This is a genomic window from Flavonifractor sp. AGMB03687, from assembly GCF_017811815.1.
Classification (GTDB): domain Bacteria; phylum Bacillota; class Clostridia; order Oscillospirales; family Oscillospiraceae; genus Flavonifractor.
On the sequence record NZ_JADKZI010000002.1, the window covers coordinates 329,115 to 354,649 of the forward strand.

30 protein-coding genes are annotated in these 25,535 nt (G+C 64.1%); all 30 read left to right on the top strand.

The window, feature by feature from the left end; genetic code table 11:
- Positions 1 to 822 carry a segregation/condensation protein A gene (locus tag J9789_RS05065; protein ID WP_348633634.1) on the top strand — a complete coding sequence of 274 codons (822 nt, stop codon included), beginning with the start codon at positions 1 to 3 and terminating at the stop codon, positions 820 to 822.
- Between the two features lie 4 nt (positions 823 to 826).
- A complete protein-coding gene (gene scpB, locus J9789_RS05070; RefSeq protein WP_209343086.1) occupies positions 827 to 1,492 on the top strand; it encodes an SMC-Scp complex subunit ScpB in 666 nt (221 codons plus the stop codon).
- A complete protein-coding gene (locus tag J9789_RS05075; RefSeq protein ID WP_209343088.1) occupies positions 1,489 to 2,112 on the top strand; it encodes a DUF2953 domain-containing protein in 624 nt (207 codons plus the stop codon). Before scpB ends, J9789_RS05075 begins: the two co-directional genes overlap by 4 nt.
- A gap of 3 nt (positions 2,113 to 2,115) precedes the next feature.
- Complete coding sequence (locus J9789_RS05080; protein ID WP_209343090.1) at positions 2,116 to 2,565, top strand: spore germination protein GerW family protein; 450 nt, start codon at positions 2,116 to 2,118, stop codon at positions 2,563 to 2,565.
- Between the two features lie 26 nt (positions 2,566 to 2,591).
- The gene (locus tag J9789_RS05085) at positions 2,592 to 3,668 is read left to right on the top strand and encodes a D-alanyl-D-alanine carboxypeptidase family protein (RefSeq protein WP_209343099.1); all 1,077 of its coding nucleotides are present in this window, start codon (positions 2,592 to 2,594) and stop codon (positions 3,666 to 3,668) included.
- 57 nt (positions 3,669 to 3,725) lie between these two features.
- A complete protein-coding gene (locus J9789_RS05090; protein ID WP_209343101.1) occupies positions 3,726 to 4,454 on the top strand; it encodes a pseudouridine synthase in 729 nt (242 codons plus the stop codon).
- Between the two features lie 208 nt (positions 4,455 to 4,662).
- Entirely contained in the window at positions 4,663 to 5,532 is an 870-nt protein-coding gene (locus J9789_RS05095) for a MurR/RpiR family transcriptional regulator (protein ID WP_209343103.1), read from the top strand.
- Positions 5,529 to 6,782, top strand: a complete 1,254-nt coding sequence (locus J9789_RS05100; RefSeq protein WP_209343104.1) for an NAD(P)/FAD-dependent oxidoreductase — start codon at positions 5,529 to 5,531, stop codon at positions 6,780 to 6,782. Before J9789_RS05095 ends, J9789_RS05100 begins: the two co-directional genes overlap by 4 nt.
- A 1-nt stretch (position 6,783) precedes the next feature.
- Positions 6,784 to 7,464, top strand: a complete 681-nt coding sequence (gene cmk, locus J9789_RS05105) for a (d)CMP kinase (RefSeq protein ID WP_209343106.1) — start codon at positions 6,784 to 6,786, stop codon at positions 7,462 to 7,464.
- A complete protein-coding gene (locus tag J9789_RS05110; protein ID WP_209343108.1) occupies positions 7,461 to 8,057 on the top strand; it encodes a lysophospholipid acyltransferase family protein in 597 nt (198 codons plus the stop codon). The genes cmk and J9789_RS05110 overlap by 4 nt, the downstream gene beginning before the upstream one ends.
- Entirely contained in the window at positions 8,054 to 9,997 is a 1,944-nt protein-coding gene (locus tag J9789_RS05115) for a bifunctional 4-hydroxy-3-methylbut-2-enyl diphosphate reductase/30S ribosomal protein S1 (RefSeq protein ID WP_209343110.1), read from the top strand. Before J9789_RS05110 ends, J9789_RS05115 begins: the two co-directional genes overlap by 4 nt.
- A gap of 169 nt (positions 9,998 to 10,166) precedes the next feature.
- A complete protein-coding gene (locus J9789_RS05120) occupies positions 10,167 to 10,643 on the top strand; it encodes a CarD family transcriptional regulator (protein WP_209343113.1) in 477 nt (158 codons plus the stop codon).
- A gap of 94 nt (positions 10,644 to 10,737) precedes the next feature.
- Complete coding sequence (ispD, locus tag J9789_RS05125; protein ID WP_209343115.1) at positions 10,738 to 11,469, top strand: 2-C-methyl-D-erythritol 4-phosphate cytidylyltransferase; 732 nt, start codon at positions 10,738 to 10,740, stop codon at positions 11,467 to 11,469.
- Positions 11,466 to 11,939, top strand: coding sequence for a 2-C-methyl-D-erythritol 2,4-cyclodiphosphate synthase (gene ispF / locus J9789_RS05130; protein ID WP_209343117.1), 474 nt, complete (start codon positions 11,466 to 11,468; stop codon positions 11,937 to 11,939). The genes ispD and ispF overlap by 4 nt, the downstream gene beginning before the upstream one ends.
- Before the next feature lie 59 nt (positions 11,940 to 11,998).
- Positions 11,999 to 12,253, top strand: coding sequence for a DUF3343 domain-containing protein (locus tag J9789_RS05135; protein ID WP_209343124.1), 255 nt, complete (start codon positions 11,999 to 12,001; stop codon positions 12,251 to 12,253).
- Positions 12,250 to 13,380 (top strand): aminotransferase class V-fold PLP-dependent enzyme, encoded by a 1,131-nt coding sequence (locus tag J9789_RS05140; protein WP_209343126.1) that lies wholly within the window; start codon positions 12,250 to 12,252, stop codon positions 13,378 to 13,380. The genes J9789_RS05135 and J9789_RS05140 overlap by 4 nt, the downstream gene beginning before the upstream one ends.
- 219 nt (positions 13,381 to 13,599) lie before the next feature.
- Complete coding sequence (gene cdaA, locus J9789_RS05145) at positions 13,600 to 14,487, top strand: diadenylate cyclase CdaA (protein WP_209343128.1); 888 nt, start codon at positions 13,600 to 13,602, stop codon at positions 14,485 to 14,487.
- Positions 14,468 to 15,712: a CdaR family protein gene (locus J9789_RS05150; protein ID WP_209343130.1), complete on the top strand. Its 1,245-nt coding sequence runs from the start codon at positions 14,468 to 14,470 to the stop codon at positions 15,710 to 15,712. The genes cdaA and J9789_RS05150 overlap by 20 nt, the downstream gene beginning before the upstream one ends.
- Before the next feature lie 41 nt (positions 15,713 to 15,753).
- Positions 15,754 to 16,182 (top strand): SoxR reducing system RseC family protein, encoded by a 429-nt coding sequence (locus J9789_RS05155; RefSeq protein WP_209343132.1) that lies wholly within the window; start codon positions 15,754 to 15,756, stop codon positions 16,180 to 16,182.
- Positions 16,182 to 17,051: a DUF5685 family protein gene (locus tag J9789_RS05160; protein ID WP_209343134.1), complete on the top strand. Its 870-nt coding sequence runs from the start codon at positions 16,182 to 16,184 to the stop codon at positions 17,049 to 17,051. Before J9789_RS05155 ends, J9789_RS05160 begins: the two co-directional genes overlap by 1 nt.
- On the top strand, positions 17,048 to 17,665 hold the full coding sequence (locus J9789_RS05165; RefSeq protein ID WP_209343136.1) for a J domain-containing protein: 618 nt from the start codon (positions 17,048 to 17,050) through the stop codon (positions 17,663 to 17,665). The genes J9789_RS05160 and J9789_RS05165 overlap by 4 nt, the downstream gene beginning before the upstream one ends.
- Positions 17,666 to 17,668: 3 nt before the next feature.
- The gene (locus tag J9789_RS05170; RefSeq protein WP_209343138.1) at positions 17,669 to 18,208 is read left to right on the top strand and encodes a hypothetical protein; all 540 of its coding nucleotides are present in this window, start codon (positions 17,669 to 17,671) and stop codon (positions 18,206 to 18,208) included.
- Positions 18,209 to 18,287: 79 nt separating this feature from the next.
- Positions 18,288 to 19,166, top strand: a complete 879-nt coding sequence (locus tag J9789_RS05175) for a YicC/YloC family endoribonuclease (protein WP_245185076.1) — start codon at positions 18,288 to 18,290, stop codon at positions 19,164 to 19,166.
- Positions 19,167 to 19,177: 11 nt separating this feature from the next.
- Positions 19,178 to 19,450 carry a DUF370 domain-containing protein gene (locus J9789_RS05180; RefSeq protein WP_209343140.1) on the top strand — a complete coding sequence of 91 codons (273 nt, stop codon included), beginning with the start codon at positions 19,178 to 19,180 and terminating at the stop codon, positions 19,448 to 19,450.
- A complete protein-coding gene (gmk, locus tag J9789_RS05185) occupies positions 19,450 to 20,058 on the top strand; it encodes a guanylate kinase (protein ID WP_209343142.1) in 609 nt (202 codons plus the stop codon). Before J9789_RS05180 ends, gmk begins: the two co-directional genes overlap by 1 nt.
- Positions 20,059 to 20,064: 6 nt before the next feature.
- Positions 20,065 to 20,265, top strand: a complete 201-nt coding sequence (gene rpoZ, locus J9789_RS05190; protein ID WP_209343144.1) for a DNA-directed RNA polymerase subunit omega — start codon at positions 20,065 to 20,067, stop codon at positions 20,263 to 20,265.
- An 87-nt stretch (positions 20,266 to 20,352) separates the two neighbouring features.
- A complete protein-coding gene (gene priA / locus J9789_RS05195) occupies positions 20,353 to 22,818 on the top strand; it encodes a primosomal protein N' (protein ID WP_245185077.1) in 2,466 nt (821 codons plus the stop codon).
- A 12-nt stretch (positions 22,819 to 22,830) separates the two neighbouring features.
- On the top strand, positions 22,831 to 23,325 hold the full coding sequence (def, locus tag J9789_RS05200; protein WP_209343148.1) for a peptide deformylase: 495 nt from the start codon (positions 22,831 to 22,833) through the stop codon (positions 23,323 to 23,325).
- Entirely contained in the window at positions 23,322 to 24,272 is a 951-nt protein-coding gene (fmt, locus tag J9789_RS05205; protein ID WP_209343155.1) for a methionyl-tRNA formyltransferase, read from the top strand. The genes def and fmt overlap by 4 nt, the downstream gene beginning before the upstream one ends.
- Positions 24,269 to 25,516 (top strand): glycosyltransferase family 39 protein, encoded by a 1,248-nt coding sequence (locus tag J9789_RS05210; protein WP_209343158.1) that lies wholly within the window; start codon positions 24,269 to 24,271, stop codon positions 25,514 to 25,516. The genes fmt and J9789_RS05210 overlap by 4 nt, the downstream gene beginning before the upstream one ends.
- Positions 25,517 to 25,535 lie beyond the last annotated feature (19 nt).

Here is a 25,535-nt window from a genome sequence, read left to right on the forward strand (position 1 = left end):
GTGAGTGCCATCGAAACGCCCATTTATCATCTGGAAAAAGTGGTCAAGACCCGGGAGGACATGGAGGACTTCAACGGCCCCCTGGACCTGATCCTCCATCTGCTGAGCAAGAACAAAATGGAGATCAAGGACATTCAGATCTCCCTCATTCTGGACCAATATCTGGCCTGGATGGACCAGCGGCGGCAGCTGGACCTGGAGGTAGCCAGCGAGTTCGTCACCATGGCGGCCCAGCTGGTCTATATCAAGACCCGCATGCTGCTGTCCATCCACGATGAGGAGGCCCTCACCGAACTGGAACAGCTGATGGCCTCTCTGGAGGAGCATCAGCGGCGGGAGGACTACATCCGCATCAAGGCGGTGGTGCCTGCCCTGTCCGACCGGTATGCCGTGGGCCGGGACTACCTGACCAAGCAGCCCGAGGCCATTCAGGCGGACAAGACCTACCGCTACGTCCATAAGCCGGAGGACCTGCTGAAGGCCATGAAGTCCGTGCTGGCCCGGACCGACAACCGGCTGCCGCCCCCCATGGCCGCCTTTGAGGGCATCGTGGGCCGGGAGCCCTACCCGGTGGCCGACAAGGCCGACGAGATTTTGGAGCGGCTGGCCCGGTTCGGCGTCACCCGGTTTTCCGCCCTGTTCAAGGGTAACCGGAGCCGGTCGGAGATCGTGGCGACCTTCATTGCGGTGCTGGAGCTGTGCAAGGCACGCCGGGTGCGTCTGGCGGGGACCGAGCAGGACTGCACCATCACCAGCACCGGGGAGGGCGGCGAGGAGCCGGTTTACTCCACCGATGTTTACCAGCCGGAGGAGGGGGAATAATCCAATGGAAGTGAAGGAAATCCAATCGGCCATCGAGGGCATCCTCTTTGCCGCCGGGGAGCCGGTGGGCGTGGAGCGGCTGTGTCTGGCCCTGGATCTGGACCGGAGCACCGTGGACACGGTATGCAAGCGGATGGCCGACAACTACAGCTATGAGCGCCGGGGCATCCGGCTGGTGCGGCTGGAGACCAGCTATCAGCTGTGCTCCGCCCCCGAGTTTGCCCCCTATATCCGCAAGGCCTTTGAGACCCGCCGCCCCGCCCGGCTGAGCCAGCCGGCGCTGGAGGTGCTGGCCATCATCGCCTACCACCAGACCGCCACCCGGGCCTATGTGGACCAGGTGCGGGGCGTGGACAGCTCCTACACCATCGGCCTGCTGCTGGAGCGGGACCTGATCGAGGAGTGCGGCCGCCTGGCGGTGCCCGGCCGGCCCATCCAGTACCGCACCACCCAGACCTTCCTGCGTTCCTTCGGCCTGTCCAGCCTGGACGAGCTGCCCGAGCTGCCCAACATGCCGCCGGAGGACGGGCAGATCACCATGGAAATGCAGGCGGCGGTGGAGCGGCTGAAGGCGACGGAAGCGGGGGAGGACCTGGCGGAAGTCACCGAGGAAGAGATCGAGGCGGCGGCAAGAGAGCTGGCCAAGTCTGAGGAGGAGTCTGGGGCATGATTGTGCTGCTGATCCTGGGGATCGTGGTGCTGGCGCTGGTGCTGGTCAGCCTGGTCCGGGTAGGGGTACGGGCGCAGTACGTCCAAAACCGCCTGTCCGTCCGGCTGCTGGCAGGCCCGGTGAAGATCACCCTCTATCCCAGGAAGGCCAAAAAGCCCTGCAAAGCCAAACAGCAAAAGGCCCAGGCTGCCCCCAAAGAAGAGAAGAAGCTGCCTCCCCTGGAGGAGCTCATCCCCCTGGCCAAGCAGCTGCTGCCCATGGCGGCGGAGGCCGCCGGGCGGCTGAAGAACAAGATCCGCATTGATTTGTTTGATTTGGATGTCACCGTGGCCTCCACCGATCCGGTGCGCACGGCGGTGAATTATGGCAAGCTCAACATGGCCATCGGTATGTTTTGGCCTCTGGTGGAGCAGAATTTTAAGGTGAAGGAGTGGCACATCCGCACGCGGATGGATTTCATCGCCGAGCATGCCACGGCGGAGCTGCATGCGGCAGCCACTTTGACCATTGGGCAGATCGTCGTCCTGGGCATCTGGGCGGCGAGCAAGGTACTGCCCATCCTTTCCCAGCAGAAGAACGGGAAGAAATCCCCCCAGGAAACACAGAAAGAGGCGGTTTAAGGTATGGAAAAGCAGCATCCCATTGGTGATCTGATGAGTGAAATCGTGGACAAGGTCCGGGAGATCGCGGATACCAATACCATTGTGGGCCAGGCCATTACGGCGGGTGGGGTGACCATCATCCCCATCTCCCGGCTCAGCGTGGGCGTGGGCTCCGGCGGTACCGAGTTCGGCAGCAAGCACAAGAAGCCGGAGGACAACAGCTGCTTCGGCGGCGGCGCCGGCGCGGGCGTCAACCTGATCCCGGTGGGCTTTCTGGTGGTCAAGGACGGCTCTGTGAAGCTGCTGCCTGTGGCGCCTCCCGCCGCCACTACCGTGGACCGGGTGGTGGAGATGGTGCCCGAGGCCATCGACAAAATCACCGACTTCATTGAGAAGCAGCAGGAGAAGAAGGCGGCGGAGAAGGCCTCCAAGCAGACCGAGGATAAACCGGGCTTCGGAGGCGTATACTAACGGCATCAACGTGAGGTGATGCTGTTTTGAAACGCTGGTGCGCCCTTTTGATCGTCCTGTCCCTGCTGGTCCTGCCCGTGTACGGGGCACAGCCCACCCTGTCCGCCTGTTCCGCCATCCTGATGGATCGAGAGAGCGGGCGGGTGCTGTATGAAAAGAACGCAGGGGAGCGGCGGAGCATTGCCAGCATCACCAAGCTGATGACCGCCCTGGTGGCGGTGGAGCTCCACCCCGACCTGTCCTCCACGGTGACCGTGGAGCGGGAGTGGACCGGGGCGGAGGGCTCCTCCATGTACCTCAAGCCGGGGGAGGAGCTAAGTCTGGAGGCCCTGCTCTACGGGCTGCTGCTGTCCTCGGGCAACGACGCGGCTCTGGCCGTCGCCGGGTACTGCGCCGGGGACGTGGAGTCCTTCGTGGCGGAGATGAACAAAAAGGCGGCCCAGCTGGGCATGAACGACACCCACTTTGCAAACCCCAACGGCCTGGACGACCCGCAGCACTACTCCACCGCCTACGACATGGCCCTTCTGGCCCGGGCGGTGCTGGAGCAGGAGGAGCTGCGCACCATCGCGTCCACCCGGTCCATCTTCATCGCCGGGCGGAGCCTGACCAACCACAACAAGCTGCTGTGGCGGTATGAGGGGTGCACCGGCCTGAAGACGGGCTACACCGACGAGGCGGGGCGTACCCTGGTGTCCAGCGCCATGCAGGACGGCCAGGAGCTCATCGCCGTCACCCTCAATGCCCCCAACGACTGGGCCGACCACGCCGCCCTCTTTGACTACGGCTTTGCCACCTATCCCCGGACGCTGGTGGCAGCGGCGGGGGAGGGGACTGACATCCCGGTGACCGACAGTCTGTGCCGGTTTACCCGGGTGAGTACGGTGTCCGACTTTTACTACCCGCTGGCGGAGGGGGAACAGGTGACCCAAACAGTGGACCTGCCTCAGCAGGTGAGCGCGCCGGTGCTGGCCGGATTCCCGGCGGGCCGGGTGACCTTTACCCTCAACGGAGACGAGATCGGTCAGCTGTCGTTGCTCTACGATTGGGGAGCAGCCAACAACCTGGCACCCCTGCGGTGGTGGCAGCGGCTATTTGGATAAAGGAAAAGAGGTCTGCCGCTCCGGCGGCAGACCTCAACTGCGGAAAGGAGACTGCCGGTGGAAGAACGGCTGCAAAAAATACTCTCCGCCCACGGGATCTGCTCCCGCCGGGCGGCGGAGACCTGGCTGGCGGCGGGCCGGGTAACGGTAAACGGCCGGCCTGCCGTGGTGGGTGACAAGGCCGACCCGGACAAGGACGACATCCGGGTGGACGGCAAGCCCCTGAAGGGGCCGGACCGGCGTACTTATCTGCTGCTCAACAAGCCCCGGGGCTACGTCACCACCCTGTCCGACGAGAAGGGACGGAGGACGGTGGCCGACCTGGTGAAGGATTGCGGGGCCCGGGTGTGGCCGGTGGGCCGGCTGGACCTGGACTCGGAGGGCCTGCTCATCCTCACCGACGATGGGGAGCTGACCCAGCGGCTCCTCCACCCCAGCCATGAGGTGGAGAAGGAGTACCTGGTGTGGGTGAAAGGGGATATCCCCGCCGCCCTGCCGGTGCTGCGGGGCCCCATGGAACTGGACGGCGTGCCCCTCAGTCCAGCCAGGGTGGAGCGAGCGGGGGAGGGCATCCTGTCCGTCACCATCCACGAGGGCCGTAACCGGCAGGTGCGGCGCATGTGTGCCCAGGCCGGGCTGCAGGTCACCCGCCTGCGCCGGGTGCGGGAGGGAGCCCTCACCCTGGGGGAGCTGAAGCCGGGCCGCTGGCGGCGGCTGAGCCCGTCGGAGGTGGCTCTGCTGGAGCAGGTCCCCGGCCAGGCGGCGGAGGATTTTTGCAGGAATTGATGGAATTCTTGCAAAAAGGGGATTGCTTTTCCCCTGAAAAACCGGTATGATATTGGTTACTGAATCTGCGGAGGCTCTGCGGCTGCGCGGAGCACCGCGTCGATCCGGTCTGTTCGCCGGGACGTCGGCGAGCGGGTCGGGATTCTTTACCAGTAAGGTTAACGGCGTTATGTCAACAAGAACCAAACGACGCCGGGAGGTACAGATCATGCCGAAAGATATTCTCTCTACCATTCAAGCGGAAATGAATACCTTCTCCAAGGGGCAGAAGCTCATTGCCAACTTCATCCTGGAGTCCTACGACAAGGCCGCCTTCATGACGGCCAGCAAGCTGGGCAAGACGGTGAAGGTGAGCGAGTCCACGGTGGTGCGCTTTGCCGCCGAGCTGGGGTACGACGGCTATCCCGCCATGCAGAAGGCCCTGCAGGAGATGATCCGCAGCAAGCTCACCTCCATCCAGCGCATTGAGGTGACCAACGACCGCATCGGGGACCACGACATTCTGTCCATGGTGATGCAGTCCGACATTGAGAAGATCCGCCTGACCATGGAGGAGACCGACCAGGCCCAGTTCCAGCGGGCGGTGGACGCCATTGTGAAGGCCCGCCACATCTATATTCTGGGCGTGCGCTCGGCTGCTGCCATTGCCAGCTTCCTGGGGTTCTACTTCACCCTGATCTTCAACAATGTGACCATCATCCACACCACCTCCAGCAGTGAGGTCTTTGAGCAGCTGCTCCACATTGGCCCTGAGGACGTGATCCTGGGCATCAGCTTCCCCCGGTATTCCCGCCGGACGGTGAAGGCCATGCAGTTTGCCCACGACCGGGGAGCGGAGGCCATCGCCATCACCGACTCGGCCACCTCGCCCCTGGCCCCCTATTCCACCATCACCCTGCTGGCCAAGAGCGACATGGCCTCCTTCGTGGACTCCCTGGTGGCCCCCCTCAGCCTGGTCAACGCCCTCATCGTGGCCATCGGCCGGAAGAAGAACGACGACCTCTCCCAGACCTTTGAGAGTCTGGAGCGGATCTGGGACGAGTATGAGGTCTATGAGAAGGTGGACGAAAACAGTTGAGTGAGATCATCGTCATCGGCGGCGGTGCCGCCGGTTGTATGGCGGCCCTGGCCGCCGCGGAGCAGGGTGCGTCCGTCACCCTGCTGGAGCGCAACCCCAAGCTGGGCCGCAAGCTGTACATCACCGGCAAGGGCCGGTGCAACGTGACCAACCACTGCACGGTGCAGGAACTGCTTCAGAATGTGCCCGGCAACAGCCGGTTCCTCACCAGCGCGGTGACCCGCTTTCCCACCGAGGACACCGAGGCTTTTTTTGAAAAGCTGGGGGTGCCCCTGAAGGTGGAGCGGGGCAACCGGGTGTTTCCCCAGTCCGACAAGGCCGCCGACATCATCGACGCCCTGCTGCGGGCGCTGCGGAAGGCCCGGGTGGACATCGTCCAGGACCGGGCGGCAGCCCTCGTTCTGGAGGACGGCGTGCTCACCGGCGTGAAGGGGGAGAAGGGGACCTACCCCTGCAAGGCAGCGGTGGTGGCCACCGGCGGCGTGTCCTACCCCCTCACCGGTTCCACCGGCGACGGCTACGACTTTGCCCGGGCCCTGGGCCACACCATCGTGGAGCCCCGGCCCTCTCTGGTGCCTCTGGAGGCGGAGGGAGATTTGTGCCCCAAAATGCAGGGGCTCAGCCTGCGCAACGTGGCCATCCAGGTGCGCAACAGCAAGAAAAAGACGGTGTACGCCGAGCAGGGGGAGATGCTCTTCACCCACTTCGGCCTCACCGGGCCCCTCATCCTCTCTGCCTCTGCCCACATGCGAGACATGGGGAAGGAGCACTACTATATCTTATTGGACCTGAAGCCCGCCCTGGACCAGGAGAAGCTGGACGCCCGGGTGCTGCGGGACCTGGGGGACCAGCCCAACAAGGACTTCCGCCATGTGCTGGAGGGACTGGTGCCCCGGCTCATGGTGCCGGTGGTGCTGGAGCTCACCAACATCCCCGGCGACCTGAAGGCCAACTCGGTCACCAAGCAGCAGCGCCGCCGTCTGGTGGAGGTGCTCAAGGGCATCCGCATCGATATTTCCGGGCCCCGGCCCATTGCCGAGGCCATTGTGACTGCCGGCGGCATCAAGACCGGCGAGGTGGACCCCCATACCATGGCCTCGAAGAAGGTGCCGGGGGTCTTTTTTGCCGGCGAGGTTCTGGACGTGGACGCCTATACCGGCGGCTTTAATTTGCAGATCGCCTGGTCCACCGGCCGGGCGGCGGGACGGGGCGCGGCGGAGTTCGTCCGTCCCACCAAGGAGGCAGAGTGATATGACCAAGCACAGAAGCATTGCCATCGACGGCCCATCCGGGGCGGGCAAATCCACCCTGGCCCGGGCGTTGGCAAAGGCGCTGGGCTATCTGTACGTAGACACCGGGGCCATCTACCGTACCGTGGGCCTGCAGGCCTGCCGCACCGGCGTGGATCCGGAGGACCGGGACGGGGTAGTGGCCCTGCTGCCCGGCCTGGACATCCGTCTGGGCTACGGCGAGGACGGGGTGCAGCGGATGTTCCTCAATGGGGAGGACGTGTCCCAGGCCATCCGTCAGCATGAGATCTCCCGCTACGCCTCCGGCGTGTCCGCCCTGCCTGAGGTGCGGGCCTTCCTGCTGGACCGGCAGCGTCAGCTGGCGGCCGAGCACGATGTGGTGATGGACGGCCGGGACATCGGCACCGTGGTGCTGCCCCAGGCCGACGTGAAGATCTTCCTCACCGCCGCCCCTGAGGCCCGGGCCCGCCGCCGCTGGCTGGAGCTGCAGCAGCGGGGGGATGAGACCGACTATGAGACCGTCCTGCGGGACGTGATCGACCGGGACGAGAAGGACACCAACCGGGCCACCGCGCCCCTGCGCCAGGCGGAGGACGCCGTGCTGGCCGACACTACTCAACTGGATCTGGAGCAAAGTCTGGACCTGCTGATTTCCATCGCAAAGGAGCGACTGCAGGCATGAATATCATGTATCTGCTGGCCTATATTTTCCTCTGGCCGGTCTTTCGTATTTTCAAACCTACCAAATGCATCCACAAGGAGCGCTTCCCGGAGGGAGGCGCTCTGCTGTGCGCCAACCACACCCGCATGAGTGACCCCCTCTTTGTGGCCTACGCCCTGGGTCTGAAGCATCAGATCCACGTCATGGCCAAGGAGGAGGTCATGCACTGGCCCATCATCGGCTGGATCCTGAAAAAGGGCGGCATTTTCGGCGTCAAGCGCGGTCAGGCCGACATCGGAGCCATCAAGACCGCCATGAAGTATCTGAAGGACGGGGAGCTGCTGCTCATGTTCCCCGAGGGCACCCGCCATCAGGACGGCGACTTCGGCGATGCCAAGACGGGCGCCGCCATGCTGGCCACCCGCACCGGCGTGCCCATCGTGCCCATCTACATGCCGGCGGAGAAGCGCTGGTTCCGGTGGAACCAGGTGGTCATCGGAGAGCCCTACTACCCCAAGACCGCCGCCAAGCGTGCCACCCCGGAGGAGTACCGGGCCATTGCGGAGGACCTGATGGTGCGCATCGAGGCTTTGAAGCCTCAGGCCGGCCGATGAGGGTGGAGCTTGCCAAATCCGCCGGGTTCTGCTACGGCGTGCGCCGGGCGGTGGAGCTGGCGGAGCAGGCCGCCCAAAGCGGCAGGCCCTGCGCCATGCTGGGGCCCATCATCCACAACAGCAGCGTCATCGACTACCTGAAGGAGCAGGGGGTGGGGCTGATCCAGTCCCCTGACCAGGCTCCCGCCGGTACCGCCGTCATCATCCGCTCCCACGGCGAGGGGCGGGCGGTTCATCAGGCTCTGGCAGAGCGGGGCTGCCCGGTCATCGACGCCACCTGTCCCAATGTTTCCCGCATCCACCGCATCGTGGAGGAGGCAGAGGGGGAGGGCAGGCAGGTGCTCATCATCGGCATGTCCGACCATCCCGAGGTGACCGCCATCGCTGGCTGGTGTGTCCATCCCGTTGTGCTGGAAGGGGAAGAGGCCCTGACCCAGTGGCTGGAGGAGGACCCGAAACGGCGGGAGATCCCCGTCACCATGGTGTCCCAAACCACCTCCACGCACTTCATCTGGACAAAGTGCGTAGAAAAAGCAAAAAAAGAGTGTACAAATTTAAAAATTTTTGATACAATATGTAATGCTACGTATAAACGGCAGTCTGAGGCTCAGGCGCTGGCCGCGAAAAGCGATGCTATGGTCGTCATCGGTGGACGGGAAAGCTCCAACACCCGACGGCTTGCCGAGTTATGCAAGGCGCTCTGCCCCATGGTCGTTTGGATCGAACGGGCGGCGGAGCTGGAACCTTCCACCCTGTACCGGAAGGCTTCTATTGGAATCACTGCGGGCGCGTCCACGCCTGAGTGGATTATAAAGGAGGTCTATGACAAAATGAGCGACGAAAACATTGAGATCGAGGAATCCTTCGCTGAAATGCTGGAGAAATCGATCAAGACTTTAAATACAGGGGAGAAGGTCACGGGCGTTGTCACTGGCATTACGCCTACTGAGATCTATGTGGATCTTGGCACCAAGCACGCCGGTTACATACCGGTGTCCGAGCTGACCGATGACCCTACCGTTAAGGTCGAGGATCTGGTTAAGGTTGGCGATGAGATCGAAACCTACGTCATGCGCGTGAACGACCAGGAGGGTGTTGTGACCCTCTCCAAGAAGCGCCTTGACACCGTGAAGAGCTGGGAAGACGTGGAGCAGGCCAAGGAGGATCACACCACCGTCGAGGGCGTGGTCACCGAGGAGAACAAGGGCGGCGTCGTCGTGTCCATCAAGGGCGTGCGCGTCTTCGTGCCCGCTTCTCAGACCGGTCTGCCCCGTGAGACTCCCATGAGCCAGCTGGTCAAGCAGCATGTCCGCCTGCGCATCACCGAGGTCAACCGCGCCCGCAAGCGCGTGGTGGGCTCCATCCGCGCCGTTGAGGCCGAGGAGCGCGCCGCTAAGGCCGCCGAGGTGTGGGCCAACATCGAGGAGGGCAAGCGCTACACCGGTACCGTGAAGAGCCTGACCTCTTACGGCGCTTTCGTGGACATCGGCGGCGTGGACGGCATGGTCCACATCTCCGAGCTGTCCTGGTCCCGCATCAAGCACCCCTCCGAGGTCGTCTCCGTGGGCGACACCGTTGAGGTGTATGTTATCTCCTTCGACCCCGAGAAGAAGAAGATCTCTCTGGGCATGAAGGACCGCTCCCAGAATCCCTGGGAGGTCTTCACCGGCAAGTATCAGGTGGGCGACGTGGCCAATGTCCGCGTGGTCAAGCTGATGACCTTCGGCGCCTTTGCCGAGATCGTGCCCGGTGTGGACGGTCTGATCCACATCTCCCAGATTGCCGATCACCGCATCGACAAGCCAGGCGACGTGCTGAGCGAGGGCCAGATGGTGGACGTGAAGATCATCGACATCGACTACGACCACAAGAAGGTCTCCCTGTCCATCCGCGCTCTGCTGGAGGGCGGCGAGGAGGAGTCCGCTCCTGTGGAGGAGTAATTCCGTCACCCAAACGGGGACGCCAGTGATGGCGTCCCCGTTTTTTTACACATAGGCAAGGGATTTTACTTGCAAAGCGTCAAAATGAAGTCTATAATGAACTTATATAGGATAAAACAAGGTAAGGAGTGTATCAATCAGCCGGACAGATCTGCTTGGAGGTGGGATCGTGTTTCAGGTAGGGGACAAAATCGTTCACCCAATGCACGGTGCTGGTATCGTAGACAGCATTGTGCAGAAGAAAATCAACGGCGTCGTGCGGGAGTACTACATCCTCAAGCTGCCTGTGGGCGGCATGCTGGTCATGATCCCCACGGAAAACAGCGAGGAGATCGGTGTGCGCCCGGTGATTGACGGGGAGGAGGCAGACCGTGTCATTGCCGCCATACCCAGCATTGAGGTGGACATGACCTCCAACTGGAACCGCCGCTATCGGGAGAACATGCTCCGGCTGAAGAGCGGGGACCTGCTGGAAGTGGCCCGGGTGGTAAAGGGACTGACCCACAGGGACGAGGAGCGGGGCCTGTCTACCGGAGAGCGCAAGATGCTCCACTCCGCCAAACAGATCCTGATCTCGGAGATCGTACTCTCCCAGAACGCCAGCTATGAGGATGTGGAAAAGCGCATCAACACCGCCATGGCGTAATAGGAATACAACGGCGGGACGGCAAGCCGCCCCGCCCATATCAGGCAAAGAAAAGGGGCCGTCAGGCTCCTTTTTTGCAGAAGGAGGAAACAACATGGCAGGGCTCTTTTCCCGCCTGTTTCATCGGGGCCAGTCCCCGTCCATCCGCTGCGGTGCGGTGGTGCCGGCGGCGGGCAGCTCCACCCGGATGGGGCAGGATAAGGTGCTTCTTCCCCTGGACGGGGTGCCGGTGATCCTCCGCACCCTCCAGGCCCTGGACGCCTGCCCCCTCATCGACGAGATCGTGGTGGTCACCCGGGAGGACCTGATCGTGCCCATCAGCGGCCTATGCAAGGACGCCGCCCTGTCCAAGGTGCGCAAGGTGGTGCGGGGCGGGGCTACCCGCACCCAGTCGGTGCTGGCCGGGGTGGAGGAGCTGAGCCGCTCGGTGGAGCTGGTGGCCATCCACGACGGAGCCCGGCCCCTGGTGACCCCTCAGGTGCTGGACGAGGTGATCCACCGGGCCGAGGGCTGCGGTGCCGCCGCACCCGCTGTGCCTCTGAAGGACACGGTGAAGGTGGCCCACGACGGGCTGGTGGAATCCACCCCCGACCGGTCGGCTCTCTACGCCGTCCAGACCCCCCAGGTGTTCCAGCGGGACCTGATCGGGGCCGCCCTGCGTAAGGCCCTGGAGGACGGGGCGCCCCTCACCGACGACTGCTCCGCTGTGGAGCGGCTGGGGGTGGCGGTGGCCCTGACAAAGGGAGACTACTGCAATCTGAAGCTGACCACCCCCGAGGATGTGGCGGTGGCCGAGGCCCTGATGGCATGGAGGAATGACGCATGAGAATCGGACATGGATACGACGTACATAAGCTGACCGAGGGCCGGAAGCTGATCCTGGGCGGGGTGGACATCCCCTACGAGAAGGGGCTGCTGGGCCACTCCGACGCCGACGTGCTCACCCACGCCATTATGGACGCCCTGCTGGGGGCGGCGGCTTTGGGGGACATCGGTAAGCTGTTCCCCGACAACGACCCGGCCTACGCCGGAGCGGACAGTCTGGTGCTGCTGGAGCGGGTAGGGGAGCGCATTGCCCAGGCCGGGTACCGGGTGGGCAACATCGACGCCACCATCTTGGCCCAACGCCCCAAGCTGGCTCCCCACATCCCCCAGATGCGGGCCAATCTGGCCCACCGGCTGGGGCTGGACGTGGATCAGGTCAGCGTGAAGGCCACCACCGAGGAGGGCCTAGGTTTCACCGGCACCGGGGAGGGCATGGCCGCCCACGCGGTGTGCCTGCTGGAGTCCATTTAAGATACGGTTCACCCTTCGCTTCTCTCGCACATATGCTGGTGCGAGAGGAGCGTTTTTTTATGGTCTATTATCTCATCGTCTGCCGCTCCCTGACCTATGCCCAGCGGACGGCCGCCGCGCTGGAGCGGGCGGGGATCACGGCGCGGATCCTTCGATCCCCCAAACTCATCGACCGGGAGGGGTGCAGCCACTCCGTCAAGGTGGCCGAGCGCAATCTCACCGCCGCCCTGGTGGTGCTCAACCGGGCGGGCCTCAACCCCAAACGGATCTTCCTCCAGGCGGAGGACGGCGGCTACCGGGAGGTGGGGCTGTGATCTACCTGGACAGCGCCGCCACCACCCTGCAAAAGCCCCCCGCCGTGGCCCGGGCGGCAGCCTGGGCGGTGGGCCATCTGGCCAGCCCTGGCCGGGGAGGTCACCTGCCAGCCCGTCGGGCAGCGGAGACCGCCTTTGCCTGCCGTCAGGCGGCGGCGGAGCTCTTCGGGGTGGAGAGCCCCGAGCAGGTGGTGTTCACCTCCAATGCCACCCACGGCCTGAACATCGCCATCCGCTCCCTGGTCAAGCCGGGAGACCGGGTGCTCATCTCCCCCTGGGAACACAACGCCGTCACCCGGCCCCTCCACGCCCTGGGGGCGGAGATCGTGGTGGCCAAGGCGCCCCTGTTTGACAGGCAGGGGCAGTTGGATGCCTTCGAGGCGGGACTGGAGGCTCGACCGGACGCGGTGGTGTGCACCCACGTGTCCAATGTGTTCGGCTTCGTGCTGCCCGTGGAGGAGATATCCGCCCTGTGCCGCCGCCGGGGAGTGCCCCTCATCCTGGACGCCTCACAGTCCGCCGGCTGTCTGTCGGTGCGGCAGGATGTGCTGGGAGCGGCCTTTATCGCCATGCCCGGCCACAAGGGGTTATGTGGCCCTCAGGGTACTGGGCTGCTCCTCTGCGGCGGGGTGGAGGCCATCCCCCTGCTCCAGGGGGGCACCGGCAGCGCTTCCGCGCTCCAGACCATGCCCGACTACCTGCCCGACCGGCTGGAGGCGGGCACCCACAACCTGCCCGGCATCGCCGGATTGCTGGCAGGGCTGCGCTATGTGGCAGGCCGCACGCCAGAGGCCATCGGCAAAAAGGAGGGGGCCCTCATCCGCCGGGCGGCCCAGGGTCTGGCACGGCTGCCCCACGTCACGGTCTTTCGGGCCCGGGACCCGGCCTGCCAGAGCGGCGTGCTCTCCTTCCAGGTGGCGGGGATGGACTGCGAGGCAGTAGGGGAGTCCCTGAGCCGCCGGAGCATCGCGGTGCGGGCGGGGCTCCACTGCGCACCCCTGGCCCACGAGAGCGCCGGCACCCTGGAGGCAGGTACCGTCCGGGCCAGCGTGTCCGATTTCAACACAACCGCGGAGGTGGAGCGCTTTGTGTGGGAGGTCTCCTGTCTGGCCCAATCATCCCGGTAAGCGAAATGCCCTCCAGGGCCCTTGGCCCGGAGGGTTTTTTGCTGCTCAGACTCTGTCGGATCGAGGGGAATCGGCAGAGGAATTCACAGAAAATTGATCTTGCTTACCCTTGTCAATCGTAGGGGAATACAGTATAATAAATTGGTTAAAGTAGGTCGGACAACAAGTTCCGGCCAGGAGGAATGACCGGCGCCGCCGGAGAGCGGGAGACGAGGGAGTATGGAAGGCATTTTATACCTTTTACAGCAGCTGAAAGCCATGGTGACCCCCATCGGGATCTCCGATATCATCGATATCCTCATCATGGCCTTTATCATTTACAAGCTCATCATGCTCATCCGCCGCACCAGCTCCGGGGCGGTGGCCAAGGGCGTATTGGTGTTCATTGTGGTCCTGTGGGTATCCAGCATGATTGGGCTGAATACCTTCAACTTCCTGCTGGGCAAGTTGGTGGAATGGGGCGGCGTGGCCCTGGTGGTCATTTTCCAACCGGAGATCCGCCGCTTCCTGGAGCAGATGGGCCGCACCACCCTGGGCCAGGTATTTACCCACGCCGAGGAGCGCAACGAGCTGGACAGCGCCATCACCCAGACGGTGGAGGCCTACACCTCGCTGTCCAAGACCAAAACTGGTGCGCTGATGGTGTTTGAGCGGAAGAACATGCTGGAGGAAGCCATCAAAACGGGCACCGCCCTGGATTGCTCGGTAAATGCCGAGCTGCTGAAAAACATCTTCTGGAACAAGGCCCCCCTCCACGATGGCGCGGTCATCGTCCGGGGCGGGCGTATTGTGGGCGCCGGCTGCATGCTGCCCATGTCGGGCAACGTGAACCTGTCCCGGGAGCTGGGCATGCGCCACCGGGCGGGCATCGGCGCCAGCGAGCACACCGACGCGGTGGTGGCCATTGTCTCCGAGGAGACCGGCTCCATCTCGGTGGCGGTGGGCGGCATGCTCAAGCGGCACCTGGCCCCCGAGACTCTGGAGCGGCTGCTGCGCAACGAGCTGATGCCGGAGAAGGAGCAGACGGAGACGCCCGCCAGGTCCAAGCTGCTGAACCTGCTCCGGGGCGGAAAGGGGGAGAAGCAGAATGATGAAAAAAATCACTGACAGCCGGTGGTTCTATATTCTGGTCTCCATCCTGATGGCCTTTGTGCTGTGGGTGTATGTGGGCAAGGATGCAAACCCCATCACCACCAGCACCATCCGCAACGTGCAGGTGGTGTACAGCGGCCTGGACGTGCTGGAGGAGCGGGGCCTGATGATCTCCGAGGGCGCCAGTCAGACCGTCAGCCTGAACATTCAGGCCCGGCGTGACGTGTTCAACCGGATCTCCCAGGGGGAGGTCACCGTCACCATTGACGTGTCCTCCATCACCGAGCCGGGGGAGCAGTCCGTCCCCATCACCACCCGCATCATCAGCTATCCCAGGTCCATCACCTCCACCGACGCTATCGAACTGCGGTACACCAGTCCCGCCACCGTGGACTTTACCGTGTCCCGCTGGAAGACCAAGGAGGTAGACGTGCAGGCCGCCTTTGAGGGCAGCGTGGCCGAGGGCTACCAGCGGGGCGAGATCACGGTCACGCCTCAGCGCATCAGCATCAGCGGCCCCGAGGAGCTGGTGGATCTGGTGGATCACGCCCAGGTCACCATTGCTCAGGACGGCCTGACCGAAACCTACAGCGAGCAGTGTGCCTACAGTCTGGTGGATCTGGACGGCGGCGTGGTGTCGGGCAGCAACCTGAAGACCGATCCGGAGAGCGTGCTGGTCACCCTGCCGGTGGAGGTGCTCAAGGAGGTACCCCTTACCGTCAACCTCATCGAAGGCGGCGGCGCCACGGCGGAGAACGCCAAGGTGACCATCGAGCCCGCCGACACCATCATGGTGTCGGGCAGCCAGTCCGATCTGGAGGGGCTGAAGGAGATCTCCCTGGGCGATATCGATCTGTCCGATGTCTACGGTACCAATACCTTCGTGAAGGAGATCGAGCTTGCTCCCGAGCTGACCAACGTCAGCGGTATCACGGAGGCAAAGGTGACCGTCACCATCCAGGGCCTTGCCACCCGTACCATGAAGGTGGACAACATCGAGATCATCAACAAGCCGGTGGGCTACCAGGCGGAGGCCATCACCAAGTCGTGCAGCGTCCTCATCCGGGGTCCGGAGGAGGAGGTCAACAAGGTGACCGAGTCCCAGCTGCGCATTGTGGCTGACCTGTCCAACACCGACCCGTCCACCGGCAGCCGCACCGTCCCCGTCAAGGTCTATCTGGACGGCAGCAGTGAAGTGGGCGTGGTGGGGGACTACTCCATCTCGGTGTCCCTGTCCTAGCAACATGAGATTCGGAACGATTTCAATATAAAGGTGATTCCATGATTCAGACAGCAAAAGTGACCAAAGTATTTCCCGACGGCCGGGCGGAGGTGGCGGTAAAGCGCCAGTCCGCCTGCGGCCACGACTGTTCCAAGTGCGGCGGCGGGTGCAGTGAGCTGATGGTCAGCTCCACCGTGGCCGTCATGGCCGCCAACCCGGTGCGGGCCATGCCCGGAGACATGGTGCGGGTGGAATCCTCCACCAGCGGCATTCTGAAGGCCGCCCTGGTGGTCTATCTGGTGCCCTTCCTGCTCTTCTTCCTGGGCTACTTCATCTGCGCGGGCCTGGGCCTGAGCGGCGGCGTCAGCGCCGCGGCTGGCGGCGTGGGCTTTGCCGTGGGAGTGCTGCTGGCGGTGCTGCTGGACCGTCAGGTCCGCCGCAGCCGCTCCATTACCTTCTGCATCACCTCCATCAATCCCGCCGACTGATGTTCGGCTATGTGCGTCCCTGGCGGGACGAACTGAAGGTGCGCCAGAACCGGGACTACGAGGCCCTCTACTGCGGGGTGTGCCACGCCCTGGGCAAGCGCCACGGCTTTGTGGCCCGGATGTTCCTCAACTACGACTTTACCTTTCTGGCCATGCTGCTGGACGGCAGCAAGCCGGAGCCCGCGGCCAGGCGCTGTCCCGCCCGGCTGTGGTGCCGGAAGAAGAACTGCGTCCTCTCCGCCGGAGTGGACGCGGCGGCTGACGCCGGTACCATCCTCAGCTACTGGAAGCTGCGGGACACGGTGGCGGACAGCTCCTTTTTCAAGGGCCTGCCTGCCCGGCTGCTCTCCCTGCTCCTCCGCAGAGGCTACAAGAAGGCGGCGGCCGCCCGGCCGGAGTTTGACGCTCAGGTGCGCCAATGCCTGGCAGAGCTGACCGCCCTGGAGGGGGAGAAGTGCCCCTCCATGGACCGGACGGCGGACACCTTCGCCCGGCTGCTGGCCGGAGCGGCGCCCCCCTCAGGGGACAGTGCCCGGGACCGGGCTATGGAACAGCTGCTCTACCATGTGGGCCGGTGGATCTATCTGGTGGACGCCTGGGACGACCTGGAGGACGACAAGCGCACCGGCGCCTATAACCCCATTCTCGCCCGCTTTGACGGCAGGGCGGAGGAGGGAAGGGAGACCCTGCGTACCACCCTGCGCCACTCCCTGAACCTGGCCTGCTCCGCCATGGCGCTGCTGGAGCTGGACCACTGGCAGGAGACGGTGGAGAACATTCTCTACCTGGGCCTGCCCGCCGTGGAAGAACTGGTTTTCACCGGCCGATGGAAGGCCGCCAATCATACAGACAGGAGAAAACGTACATGAGCGATCCTTACCGCGTACTGGGGGTCAAACCCGACGCCAGCGATGACGAGATCAAGCGGGCCTATCGGGAGCTGGCCCGGAAGTATCATCCGGACAACTACCAGAACAATCCTCTGGCCGATCTGGCCGAGGAGAAGATGAAGGAGATCAACGAGGCCTACGATGCCATCACCAAGATGCGCTCCGGCGGCGGCAGCCGTCAGGGGGGCTACCAGAGCGGCGGCTATCAGGGTGGTTACCAGGGGGGATATCAGCAGCAGTATAGCTCCCAGGGTGGCTCCGCCCTCTACAACCAGATCCGCCAGGCCATCAACGTGGGGGATCTGAGCCGGGCCGAGCAGCTGCTCCGCACCGCCCCCAACCAGGACGCCGAGTGGCACTTCCTCACCGGCTCTCTGGCCTACCGCAAGGGCTGGCTGGACGAGGCCACCCAGCACATCCAGATGGCCTGCAACATGGACCCCTCCAATGCGGAGTACCGGCAGGCCCTGCTGATGATGCGTCAGGGAGGCCAGGCCTACCGGCCCTACGGCTACGGCGGCGGCCCCGACGCCTGTGATCTGTGTACCGCCTGCATGTGTCTCAACTGCCTGTGCGGCGGCTGCGGGAACTGAGCCGTGGCGGCGCGCAGTTCCTACCGCGGCGGCGCGGGACGGACGGCTCTGGTGGGCCTGCTCACCGGCCTGTCCCTGATTTGTCTCTATCTGGCCTTCCTGGCTCCCAGCGGTAAGCTGGGTGTGGTGGCTCTGGCCGGGATCTTCCCGGCGGGGGCGGTGGTGTCGGCCAATCTGGCCGCCGGCTTCTTCTGCTATGCCGCCACCGGCATTCTGGGCCTGCTGCTCATCCCCGCCAAGAGCGTGGCTCTGCTCTACCTCATCTTCTTCGGGCTGTGGCCCATGGTGAAGAGCCTGCTGGAGCGGCTGTCCTCCCGTTCTTTGGAGTGGGTAGGCAAGCTGGCCTGCTGCAACCTTGCCCTGGCGGTGCTGTGGTTTGGCCTGAAGGCCCTCTTTCTGCCCTTCCTGCCCGCTGCCCTGGGTCAGACCTGGATGGTCTTCCTGGTGGGCAACGTGGGCTTTGTGATCTACGATGTGGGCTTTTCCAAGCTCATCGCCTTCTACGCCGCCCGGGTGGACAGGGTCTTGCGGAAGAATCGGTAGTTTGGTATACTATATAAGATAAGAAGCGTTCCTTCCGCCGCTGGCGGGAGACACTATACGCGAACAGGGGGAACCCCATTTGGTCAAGAGTATGACCGGCTACGGCCGGGGAGAGGCCAACGTCAACGGCCGATCCATTACGGTGGAGCTGCGCTCGGTGAACAACCGCTATCTGGACTGCACCGTCAAGCTGCCCCGCATCTATGTATTTGCCGAGGACGCGGTGAAATCCCGGGTCCAGAGCCGTATTTCCCGGGGCAAGGTGGACGTGTTCGTCACCATCGGCCCCTCTCAGAACGGCGACGTCACCATTTCGGTCAACAAGCCGGTGGCTGACGGCTATTTTGCCGCTCTGAAGGATTTGAGAGACACCTACGGTCTGCGGGACGACATCTCTGTGTCCCTGCTCTCCCGGTTCCAGGATGTGTTCCTGGTGGAGAAGACCCAGGAGGATCTGGAGGCCCTGGCCGCCGACATCTGCTCGGTGCTGGACCTGGCCCTGGATGACTTTGACGCCATGCGCACCCGGGAAGGGGAGAAGCTGTGCCAGGACGTCCGGTCCCGGGCGGCCACCATTGAGGGCCTGGTGTCCAAGGTGGAGACCCGCTCTCCCGGCATCGTGGCCGATTATCGGGCCAAGCTGCTGGCCCGGATGAACGAGGTGCTCCAGAACACCCAGATCGACGAGAGCCGCATCCTCACCGAGGCGGCCATCTACGCCGACAAGGTGGCGGTGGACGAGGAGACCGTCCGTCTGCGCAGCCACCTGTCCCAGCTGGAGCACATGCTCAGCCAGGGCGGAGCCATGGGCCGCAAGCTGGACTTCCTGATTCAGGAGTTCAACCGGGAGGCCAACACCATCGGCTCCAAGTGCAGCGACATTGAGACCGCCGGCTACGTGGTGGAGATCAAGGCCGAGATCGAAAAGATCCGGGAGCAGATCCAGAACATCGAGTAAGGAGCGGTCCGATGAAACTGATCAATATCGGCTTTGGCAACATGGTATCCGCGGGGCGCCTCATCGCCATCGTCAGCCCCGAATCCGCCCCCATCAAGCGCATGGTGCAGGAGGCCCGGGACAAGGGCACCCTCATCGACGCCACCTATGGCCGGCGCACCCGGGCGGTGCTCATCATGGACAGCGACCACATCGTGCTTTCCGCCCTCCAGACGGAGACGGTGGCCGGCCGTCTGGCCGGAAAGGAGACCGTGGAAGCCGCAGAGGAGGAAGAGACGCCTTGATGGGAAGAAAGAAAGAACGGGGCACGCTGATCGTGCTCTCCGGTCCGTCCGGTGTTGGAAAGAGTACGGTGATCGCCGAGCTGCTCAGCGAGCGTAAGGACATCCACTTTTCTGTGTCCTTCACTACCCGGCAGCCCCGGGTGGGCGAGGAGCACGGAGTCAATTACAACTTCGTCTCCCGGAATGAGTTTGAGCGGATGATCGCCAACGATGAGCTGTTGGAATACGCGGAATATGTCCATAATTATTACGGTACCTCCCTGCGGGTAATCCAGGAACAGCTGGCCGCCGGCATCGACGTGCTGCTGGATATCGAGGTGCAGGGGGCCGCCAAGGTGCGCGCCAAGTGCCCCGAAGCGGTGTGTATCTTTATCGTGCCCCCCTCCTTTGAGGAGCTCTCCCGCCGTCTTCACAGCCGGGCTACCGACAGTGAAGAGGTGATTCAGGGCCGGCTCCAGAAGGCCCGGGAGGAGTACCGCGAGATCCAAAATTACGACTATCTGGTGGTCAACGACAAGGTGTCCGACGCGGCGGAAGAGATCATCGCCATCCTCACCGCGGAGGGCTGCCGCACCAAAAATCGCATGAATCTGGTAGAAGGAGTCTGATACAATATGATGCTCGAACCCCCTATGAATAAACTGCTGGAGCAGGTGCCCAGCCGCTATATGCTGGTGAACGTGGTGGCCCAGCGGGCCCGCCAGGTGGCTACCGAGGCGGAGGACGCCGGCATCTCCCTGGATGATAAGCCCGTCACCATCGCCATCCGCGAGGTGGCCGAGGGCAAGGTGGACCTTCACGAAGAAGAGGCCTAACATGAGAGGAATGAGAGGCAAGCGACAGGCGGGAACGTCTGCCGCTTGCCTCGGGCTGTCCTTAGGGGAAATGGGGAGGAGATGGACATGGTAGCGAAAATCGCCCTGAAGGCCGCCACCTACGCCATCGACAAGCCCTACGACTACGCTGTGCCCACCGAGCTGGCTCCCCAGCTGGCTCCTGGTATGCGGGTCATCGTGCCCTTCGGCGCGGGCAACCGCCACACCGAGGGCATTGTGCTGGCCCTGGAGGAGAGCGGTCCGGCGGAGGTGCCCCTGAAGTCGGTGCTCACCGCCCTGGACGAGGGCCCGGTGCTGGACGGGGAGGCCATCCGTCTGGCCCTGTGGATGCGGGAGCGGTGGTTCTGCACCGTGTACGACGCCGCCCGGGCCATGCTGCCGGCGGGGCTGTACTACGCCCTTCAGGACCAGTGGAAGGTGGCCGATGGGATGGACCGGGAGGCGGCCTTTGAGGCTGCCGGTAAGTCGGACCACGCCCGCCATGTGGTGGAGCTGCTCTTTGCAAACGGCGGCTGTGCCGACGTGACCACCATCCGGGAGGCCTTTGGCACCAAGAACCCCAACCCCGCCCTCAAGCTGCTGCGGGACAAGGGGATCATCACCCTGGAGACCAGCGCCTCCCGTGGGGTGGGGGACAAGACCGAGCAGGTGGCCACCCTGGCCGTCCCCGCCCAGGAGGCCCTGGACCAGGCCGCCGCCAAACGGAAGACCGCACCCCTGCGCTACGCGGTGGTGGAGCTGCTGTGCTCCATCGGGTCGGCCTCCACCAAGGAGCTGTGCTACTTTACCGGAGCCAGCATGTCCACCCTCCGCTCCCTGGCCAAAAGCGGGATCATCACCCTGGAAAAGCGGGAGGTCTACCGCCGGATCAGCGTGGAAGGGGTGGAACCGGCCCAGGAGCCGGTCCTCAATGGGGAGCAGCAGGCCGCCTTCGACGGCCTCAACGCCCTGGCTGCGGAAAACAAGCCCGCCGCCGCCCTGCTCTACGGCGTCACCGGCAGCGGCAAGACTCAGGTGTATCTGAAACTGATCTACGAGACCCTGCGGCGGGGCCGCACCGCTCTGGTGCTGGTGCCCGAGATCTCCCTGACCCCCCAGCTGATGCGGCTGTTTTCTTCCCACTTCGGGGAACAGATCGCCGTACTCCACTCCTCCCTGCGAGCGGGGGAGCGGTACGACGAGTGGAAGCGCATCCGGACAGGGGAGGCCCGGGTGGTCATCGGTACCCGCTCCGCTGTCTTTGCGCCCCTGAAGGACCTGGGCCTCATCGTGCTGGATGAGGAGCAGGAGGGGACCTATCAATCGGAAAACGTACCCAAATACCACGCCCGGGACGTGGCCAAGTTCCGCTGTGTCCAGCATAAGGCCCTGCTGCTGCTGGCCTCGGCCACCCCGTCCATTGAGACTATGTACCAGGCCCGGAAGGGGGCCTACCACCTCTTTACCATGACCCAGCGGTACAACCAGCGGCCTCTGCCGCCGGTGGATATCGTGGACATGAAGGGAGAGCTGCGCTCCGGTAACGGCAGCGACCTCAGCGGCGTGCTCACCCGGGCCCTGGAGGATACCGCCAGCCGGGGGGAGCAGGCTATCCTGCTGCTCAACCGCCGGGGCGCCAGCCGGATGGTGACCTGCGGGGAGTGCGGCGAGGTGCCCACCTGTCCCCGGTGCTCCGTCCATCTCACCTACCACTCGGCCAACGGGCGGCTCATGTGCCACTACTGCGGCCACTCCCAGCCCCTGCCCCCCGCCTGCCCATCCTGCGGCGGCGGCCTGAACTTCATCGGGGCGGGCACCCAGAAGGTGGAGGAGGAGCTGACCCAGGCTCTGCCCGGCCGGGAGGTGCTGCGGATGGACGCCGACTCCATCTCGGCTACCCACAGCCATGAGAAGCTGTTTGCCCGGTTTGAACAGGAGAATATCCCGGTGCTGCTGGGTACCCAGATGGTAGCCAAGGGCCTGGACTTTCCCAACGTGACCCTGGTGGGCGTCATCTCCGCCGACCAGTCCCTGTACGTGGACGACTACCGGGCGGGTGAGCGCACCTTCTCGCTGCTCACCCAGGTGGTAGGACGAGCGGGCCGGGGGGAGAAGGGGGGACGGGCCATCATCCAGACCTATACCCCCGACAACGACGTGATCCGCTGCGCCGCCCGCCAGGACTACGACGCCTTCTATCAGCAGGAGATCGCCCTGCGGCGGCTGCGGGGCTGCCCGCCCTTCCGGGACCTGTTTGTGCTCACCGCCTCCGGCAAGCTGGAAGCGGCGGTGCTGCGGACCTGCATGCGCCTGCGGCGCACCCTGGAGGGCTGGCTACACTTGCCCGCCTATCAGGCTTTGGAGGTCCAGCTGTTGGGCCCCGCCCCGGCCTCCATCGCCAAAATCAACGAGCGCTACCGCTACCGGCTCACCATGGCCTGCGCCAACACCAAGCCGGTGCGTGAACTGATTGCCGCCCTGCTGCGGGCGGCCCAGACCGATAAAGAAAACCGAGGGGTGTCGGTGACCGCCGACGTGAACCCACTGGATTAGGAGGAAATGATTATGGCTCTGCGTACCATTCTCACCGACGGCGATCCCGCCCTGCACAAGGCCTGCCGCCCTGTGACCCAGTTTGACGAAAAGCTCCACGACCTGCTGGACGACCTGAAGGAGACCCTGGCTCACGCCAACGGTGCCGGTCTGGCTGCCCCCCAGGTGGGCATCCTCCGCCGGGCGGTCATCGTGGTGGACGCCAACGACCAGATGCTGGAGCTGGTTAACCCCGAGATCATCGAGCGGGAAGGGGAGCAGGAGGGCTTTGAGGGCTGCTTGTCCGTTCCCGGCCGCTGGGGCGTGGTGAAGCGCCCCATGAAGGCTAAGGTGCGGGCTCAGGACCGCAACGGCAACTTCTTTGAGGTGGAGGGTGAGGAGATCGTGGCCCGCTGCTTCTGCCATGAGATCGACCATCTGGACGGCCACCTGTTCACCGAGCTGGCGGGCCGCCTGTACACCAATGAGGAGCTGGACGAGCTGATGGCGGAGGAGGAGGAGGCATGAGAATCCTCTTTATGGGCACCCCGGACTTCGCCGTGCCCTCCCTGGAGGCCCTGATCCAGGCGGGCCATGAGATCTGTGGGGTATTTACCCAGCCCGACAAGCCCAAGAACCGTGGCATGAAGCTCCAGGCGCCCCCGGTGAAGGAGTGCGCCCTGGCCCACGACATCCCGGTGCATCAGCCCACCAAGCTGCGGGATGGCACCGCCCTTGCCCTCATTCAGGAGCTGGCCCCCGAGCTTATCGTGGTGGCCGCCTACGGCCGCATCCTGCCCGACGACATTCTGGCCGCGCCTCCCAAGGGGTGCATCAACGTCCACTCGTCTCTGCTGCCCAACTACCGGGGGGCCGCCCCCATCAACTGGGCGGTGCTCAACGGGGACCAGGAGACCGGCGTGACCATCATGCACATGGCCCACGACCTGGACGCCGGTGATATCATCTCCCAGGCCGCTACCCCCATCGACCCCGACGAGACGGTGGTGACCCTCCACGACCGGCTGGCCGTGCTGGGCGCCAAGTTGCTGGTGGAGACGGTGGCTCAGATCGACGCCGGTACCGCTACTCGCACCCCCCAGGACCATGACAAGGCCACCCTGGCCCCCATGCTGAGCCGGGAGCTGTCCCCCATGGACTTTGGCCGCACCGCCCGTCAGCTCCACGACCAGGTCCGGGGCCTGATTCCCTGGCCCGCCGCCGTGGCAACCTTGGGAGACAAGCGGTGTAAAGTATTTAAAACTGTCGTTCCTGAGGACCGCACCGACGCCGCCCCCGGCACCGTTCTGGCCGCCGGGAAGGAGGGCCTGGCGGTGGCCTGCGGGGAGGGCACCGTGCTGCGGCTGGAGGAGATCCAGCCCGACGGCGGCAAGCGTATGAAGGCCGCCGACTATCTGCGGGGCCATCCCATTGCGGTGGGCACCGTGCTGTCCCTGCCGGAACAGGGCAAATGAAGCTGATCTGGACCCTGGCGGTCACCGGCGCGGTGGCCGTCCTGGGTCTGTACCTGGTGCTGCGGTGGCTGGCCGCTGCCGGTCTGCCGGTGCCCATGGCTGCTAAAGCGCCGGGCGCAAAGGGCTGTATTCCTAACCGCTCAGAATGTGTAAAGGTATTTACCGTTGCACTTGTGTTCCGGATTTTGATCTTTTTGCTGGTGGGCCTCATCGCCTGTTTCGTCCTCTATCCCGGTTCCAGCCCGGATGTGTTTCTGTGGGTCTGGAAGAGATGGGATGGCCAGCACTACGTCAATCTGGCGGAGCTGGGCTATTCCGGCTACGTGGAGGACGGGAAAAATCTGTTCCTGGTGTTTTTCCCCCTGTATCCCTGGCTGATGCGGGTGATTTCCCTCATCACGGGCAATACTATGGCGGCGGGGCTGCTGATTTCCTTTGTCTGCTACGGGGAGGGCTGTGTGTTCCTTTACAAGCTGGCCGCCTTTGAGCTGGGCAGGGGAGCGGCCCGGCGGACGGTGCTCTTTCTGTCGGTGTATCCCTACGCCTTCTTTTTCGGAGGCATCATGACGGAGAGCCTGTTTCTGCTCACCACCGCCGGAGGGCTGTGGGCCATCCGCCGCCACCGCTGGTGGCAGGCGGGTCTGTGGGGCCTGCTTGCCGCCATGACCCGGATGCACGGCATCCTGCTCATCGGAGCCGCCGGGGCAGAGCTGGTAGAGCATATGGGCCGCTTCGACTGGAAGACCATCGCCCGCAGGCTGCCCGCTTTGCTGCTGCCCGCCGTGGGTACCCTGATCTACCTGGCCCTCAACTGGTCCGTGACTGGCAACCCGTTTGCCTTTACAATCATGCAGCAGCACTGGAGTCAGGGTTTCTGTCCCATTGCCGATACCTTGTGGTATGTGCTGCAAAACGCCCTGAGCTATTCCAATGTTCTGGTGCGGTATCAGATCTGGATCCCCACGATTGTGCTCTTTCCGGTGTTCTTCGCCCTGCTGCTGTGGGCCCGGAAGAAGTTCCGCAGCATGTACACCCTGTACGGGTTTGTCTACCTGGTGCTCAATTACTCCCTGTCCTGGCTGCTCAGCGCGGGCCGCTATCTGTCCTGCGCCCTGCCGTTCTTCCTGTTTGCCGCCGCCCTCACCGAGGACCGGCCCAAATTGACGGTGGGAGTGGCCCTGGTCATGGGTGCGGGCTTCCTGGTCAACCTGACCTGGTTCCTCACCGGCGGACAAATCATGTGATCTTACCTGGAGGCTGATC

What these genes read in the sequence shown, in the direction of transcription:
- scpB (WP_209343086.1), top strand. Translation starts at nt 827, where the DNA reads ATGGAAGTGAAGGAAATCCAATCGGCCATCGAGGGCATCCTCTTTGCC.
- J9789_RS05075 (WP_209343088.1), top strand. Translation starts at nt 1,489, where the DNA reads ATGATTGTGCTGCTGATCCTGGGGATCGTGGTGCTGGCGCTGGTGCTG.
- J9789_RS05080 (WP_209343090.1), top strand. Translation starts at nt 2,116, where the DNA reads ATGGAAAAGCAGCATCCCATTGGTGATCTGATGAGTGAAATCGTGGAC.
- J9789_RS05095 (WP_209343103.1), top strand. Translation starts at nt 4,663, where the DNA reads ATGCCGAAAGATATTCTCTCTACCATTCAAGCGGAAATGAATACCTTC.
- cmk (WP_209343106.1), top strand. Translation starts at nt 6,784, where the DNA reads ATGACCAAGCACAGAAGCATTGCCATCGACGGCCCATCCGGGGCGGGC.
- J9789_RS05110 (WP_209343108.1), top strand. Translation starts at nt 7,461, where the DNA reads ATGAATATCATGTATCTGCTGGCCTATATTTTCCTCTGGCCGGTCTTT.
- J9789_RS05115 (WP_209343110.1), top strand. Translation starts at nt 8,054, where the DNA reads ATGAGGGTGGAGCTTGCCAAATCCGCCGGGTTCTGCTACGGCGTGCGC.
- ispD (WP_209343115.1), top strand. Translation starts at nt 10,738, where the DNA reads ATGGCAGGGCTCTTTTCCCGCCTGTTTCATCGGGGCCAGTCCCCGTCC.
- ispF (WP_209343117.1), top strand. Translation starts at nt 11,466, where the DNA reads ATGAGAATCGGACATGGATACGACGTACATAAGCTGACCGAGGGCCGG.
- J9789_RS05135 (WP_209343124.1), top strand. Translation starts at nt 11,999, where the DNA reads ATGGTCTATTATCTCATCGTCTGCCGCTCCCTGACCTATGCCCAGCGG.
- cdaA (WP_209343128.1), top strand. Translation starts at nt 13,600, where the DNA reads ATGGAAGGCATTTTATACCTTTTACAGCAGCTGAAAGCCATGGTGACC.
- J9789_RS05150 (WP_209343130.1), top strand. Translation starts at nt 14,468, where the DNA reads ATGATGAAAAAAATCACTGACAGCCGGTGGTTCTATATTCTGGTCTCC.
- J9789_RS05155 (WP_209343132.1), top strand. Translation starts at nt 15,754, where the DNA reads ATGATTCAGACAGCAAAAGTGACCAAAGTATTTCCCGACGGCCGGGCG.
- J9789_RS05160 (WP_209343134.1), top strand. Translation starts at nt 16,182, where the DNA reads ATGTTCGGCTATGTGCGTCCCTGGCGGGACGAACTGAAGGTGCGCCAG.
- J9789_RS05165 (WP_209343136.1), top strand. Translation starts at nt 17,048, where the DNA reads ATGAGCGATCCTTACCGCGTACTGGGGGTCAAACCCGACGCCAGCGAT.
- J9789_RS05180 (WP_209343140.1), top strand. Translation starts at nt 19,178, where the DNA reads ATGAAACTGATCAATATCGGCTTTGGCAACATGGTATCCGCGGGGCGC.
- gmk (WP_209343142.1), top strand. Translation starts at nt 19,450, where the DNA reads ATGGGAAGAAAGAAAGAACGGGGCACGCTGATCGTGCTCTCCGGTCCG.
- rpoZ (WP_209343144.1), top strand. Translation starts at nt 20,065, where the DNA reads ATGATGCTCGAACCCCCTATGAATAAACTGCTGGAGCAGGTGCCCAGC.
- priA (WP_245185077.1), top strand. Translation starts at nt 20,353, where the DNA reads ATGGTAGCGAAAATCGCCCTGAAGGCCGCCACCTACGCCATCGACAAG.
- def (WP_209343148.1), top strand. Translation starts at nt 22,831, where the DNA reads ATGGCTCTGCGTACCATTCTCACCGACGGCGATCCCGCCCTGCACAAG.
- fmt (WP_209343155.1), top strand. Translation starts at nt 23,322, where the DNA reads ATGAGAATCCTCTTTATGGGCACCCCGGACTTCGCCGTGCCCTCCCTG.
- J9789_RS05210 (WP_209343158.1), top strand. Translation starts at nt 24,269, where the DNA reads ATGAAGCTGATCTGGACCCTGGCGGTCACCGGCGCGGTGGCCGTCCTG.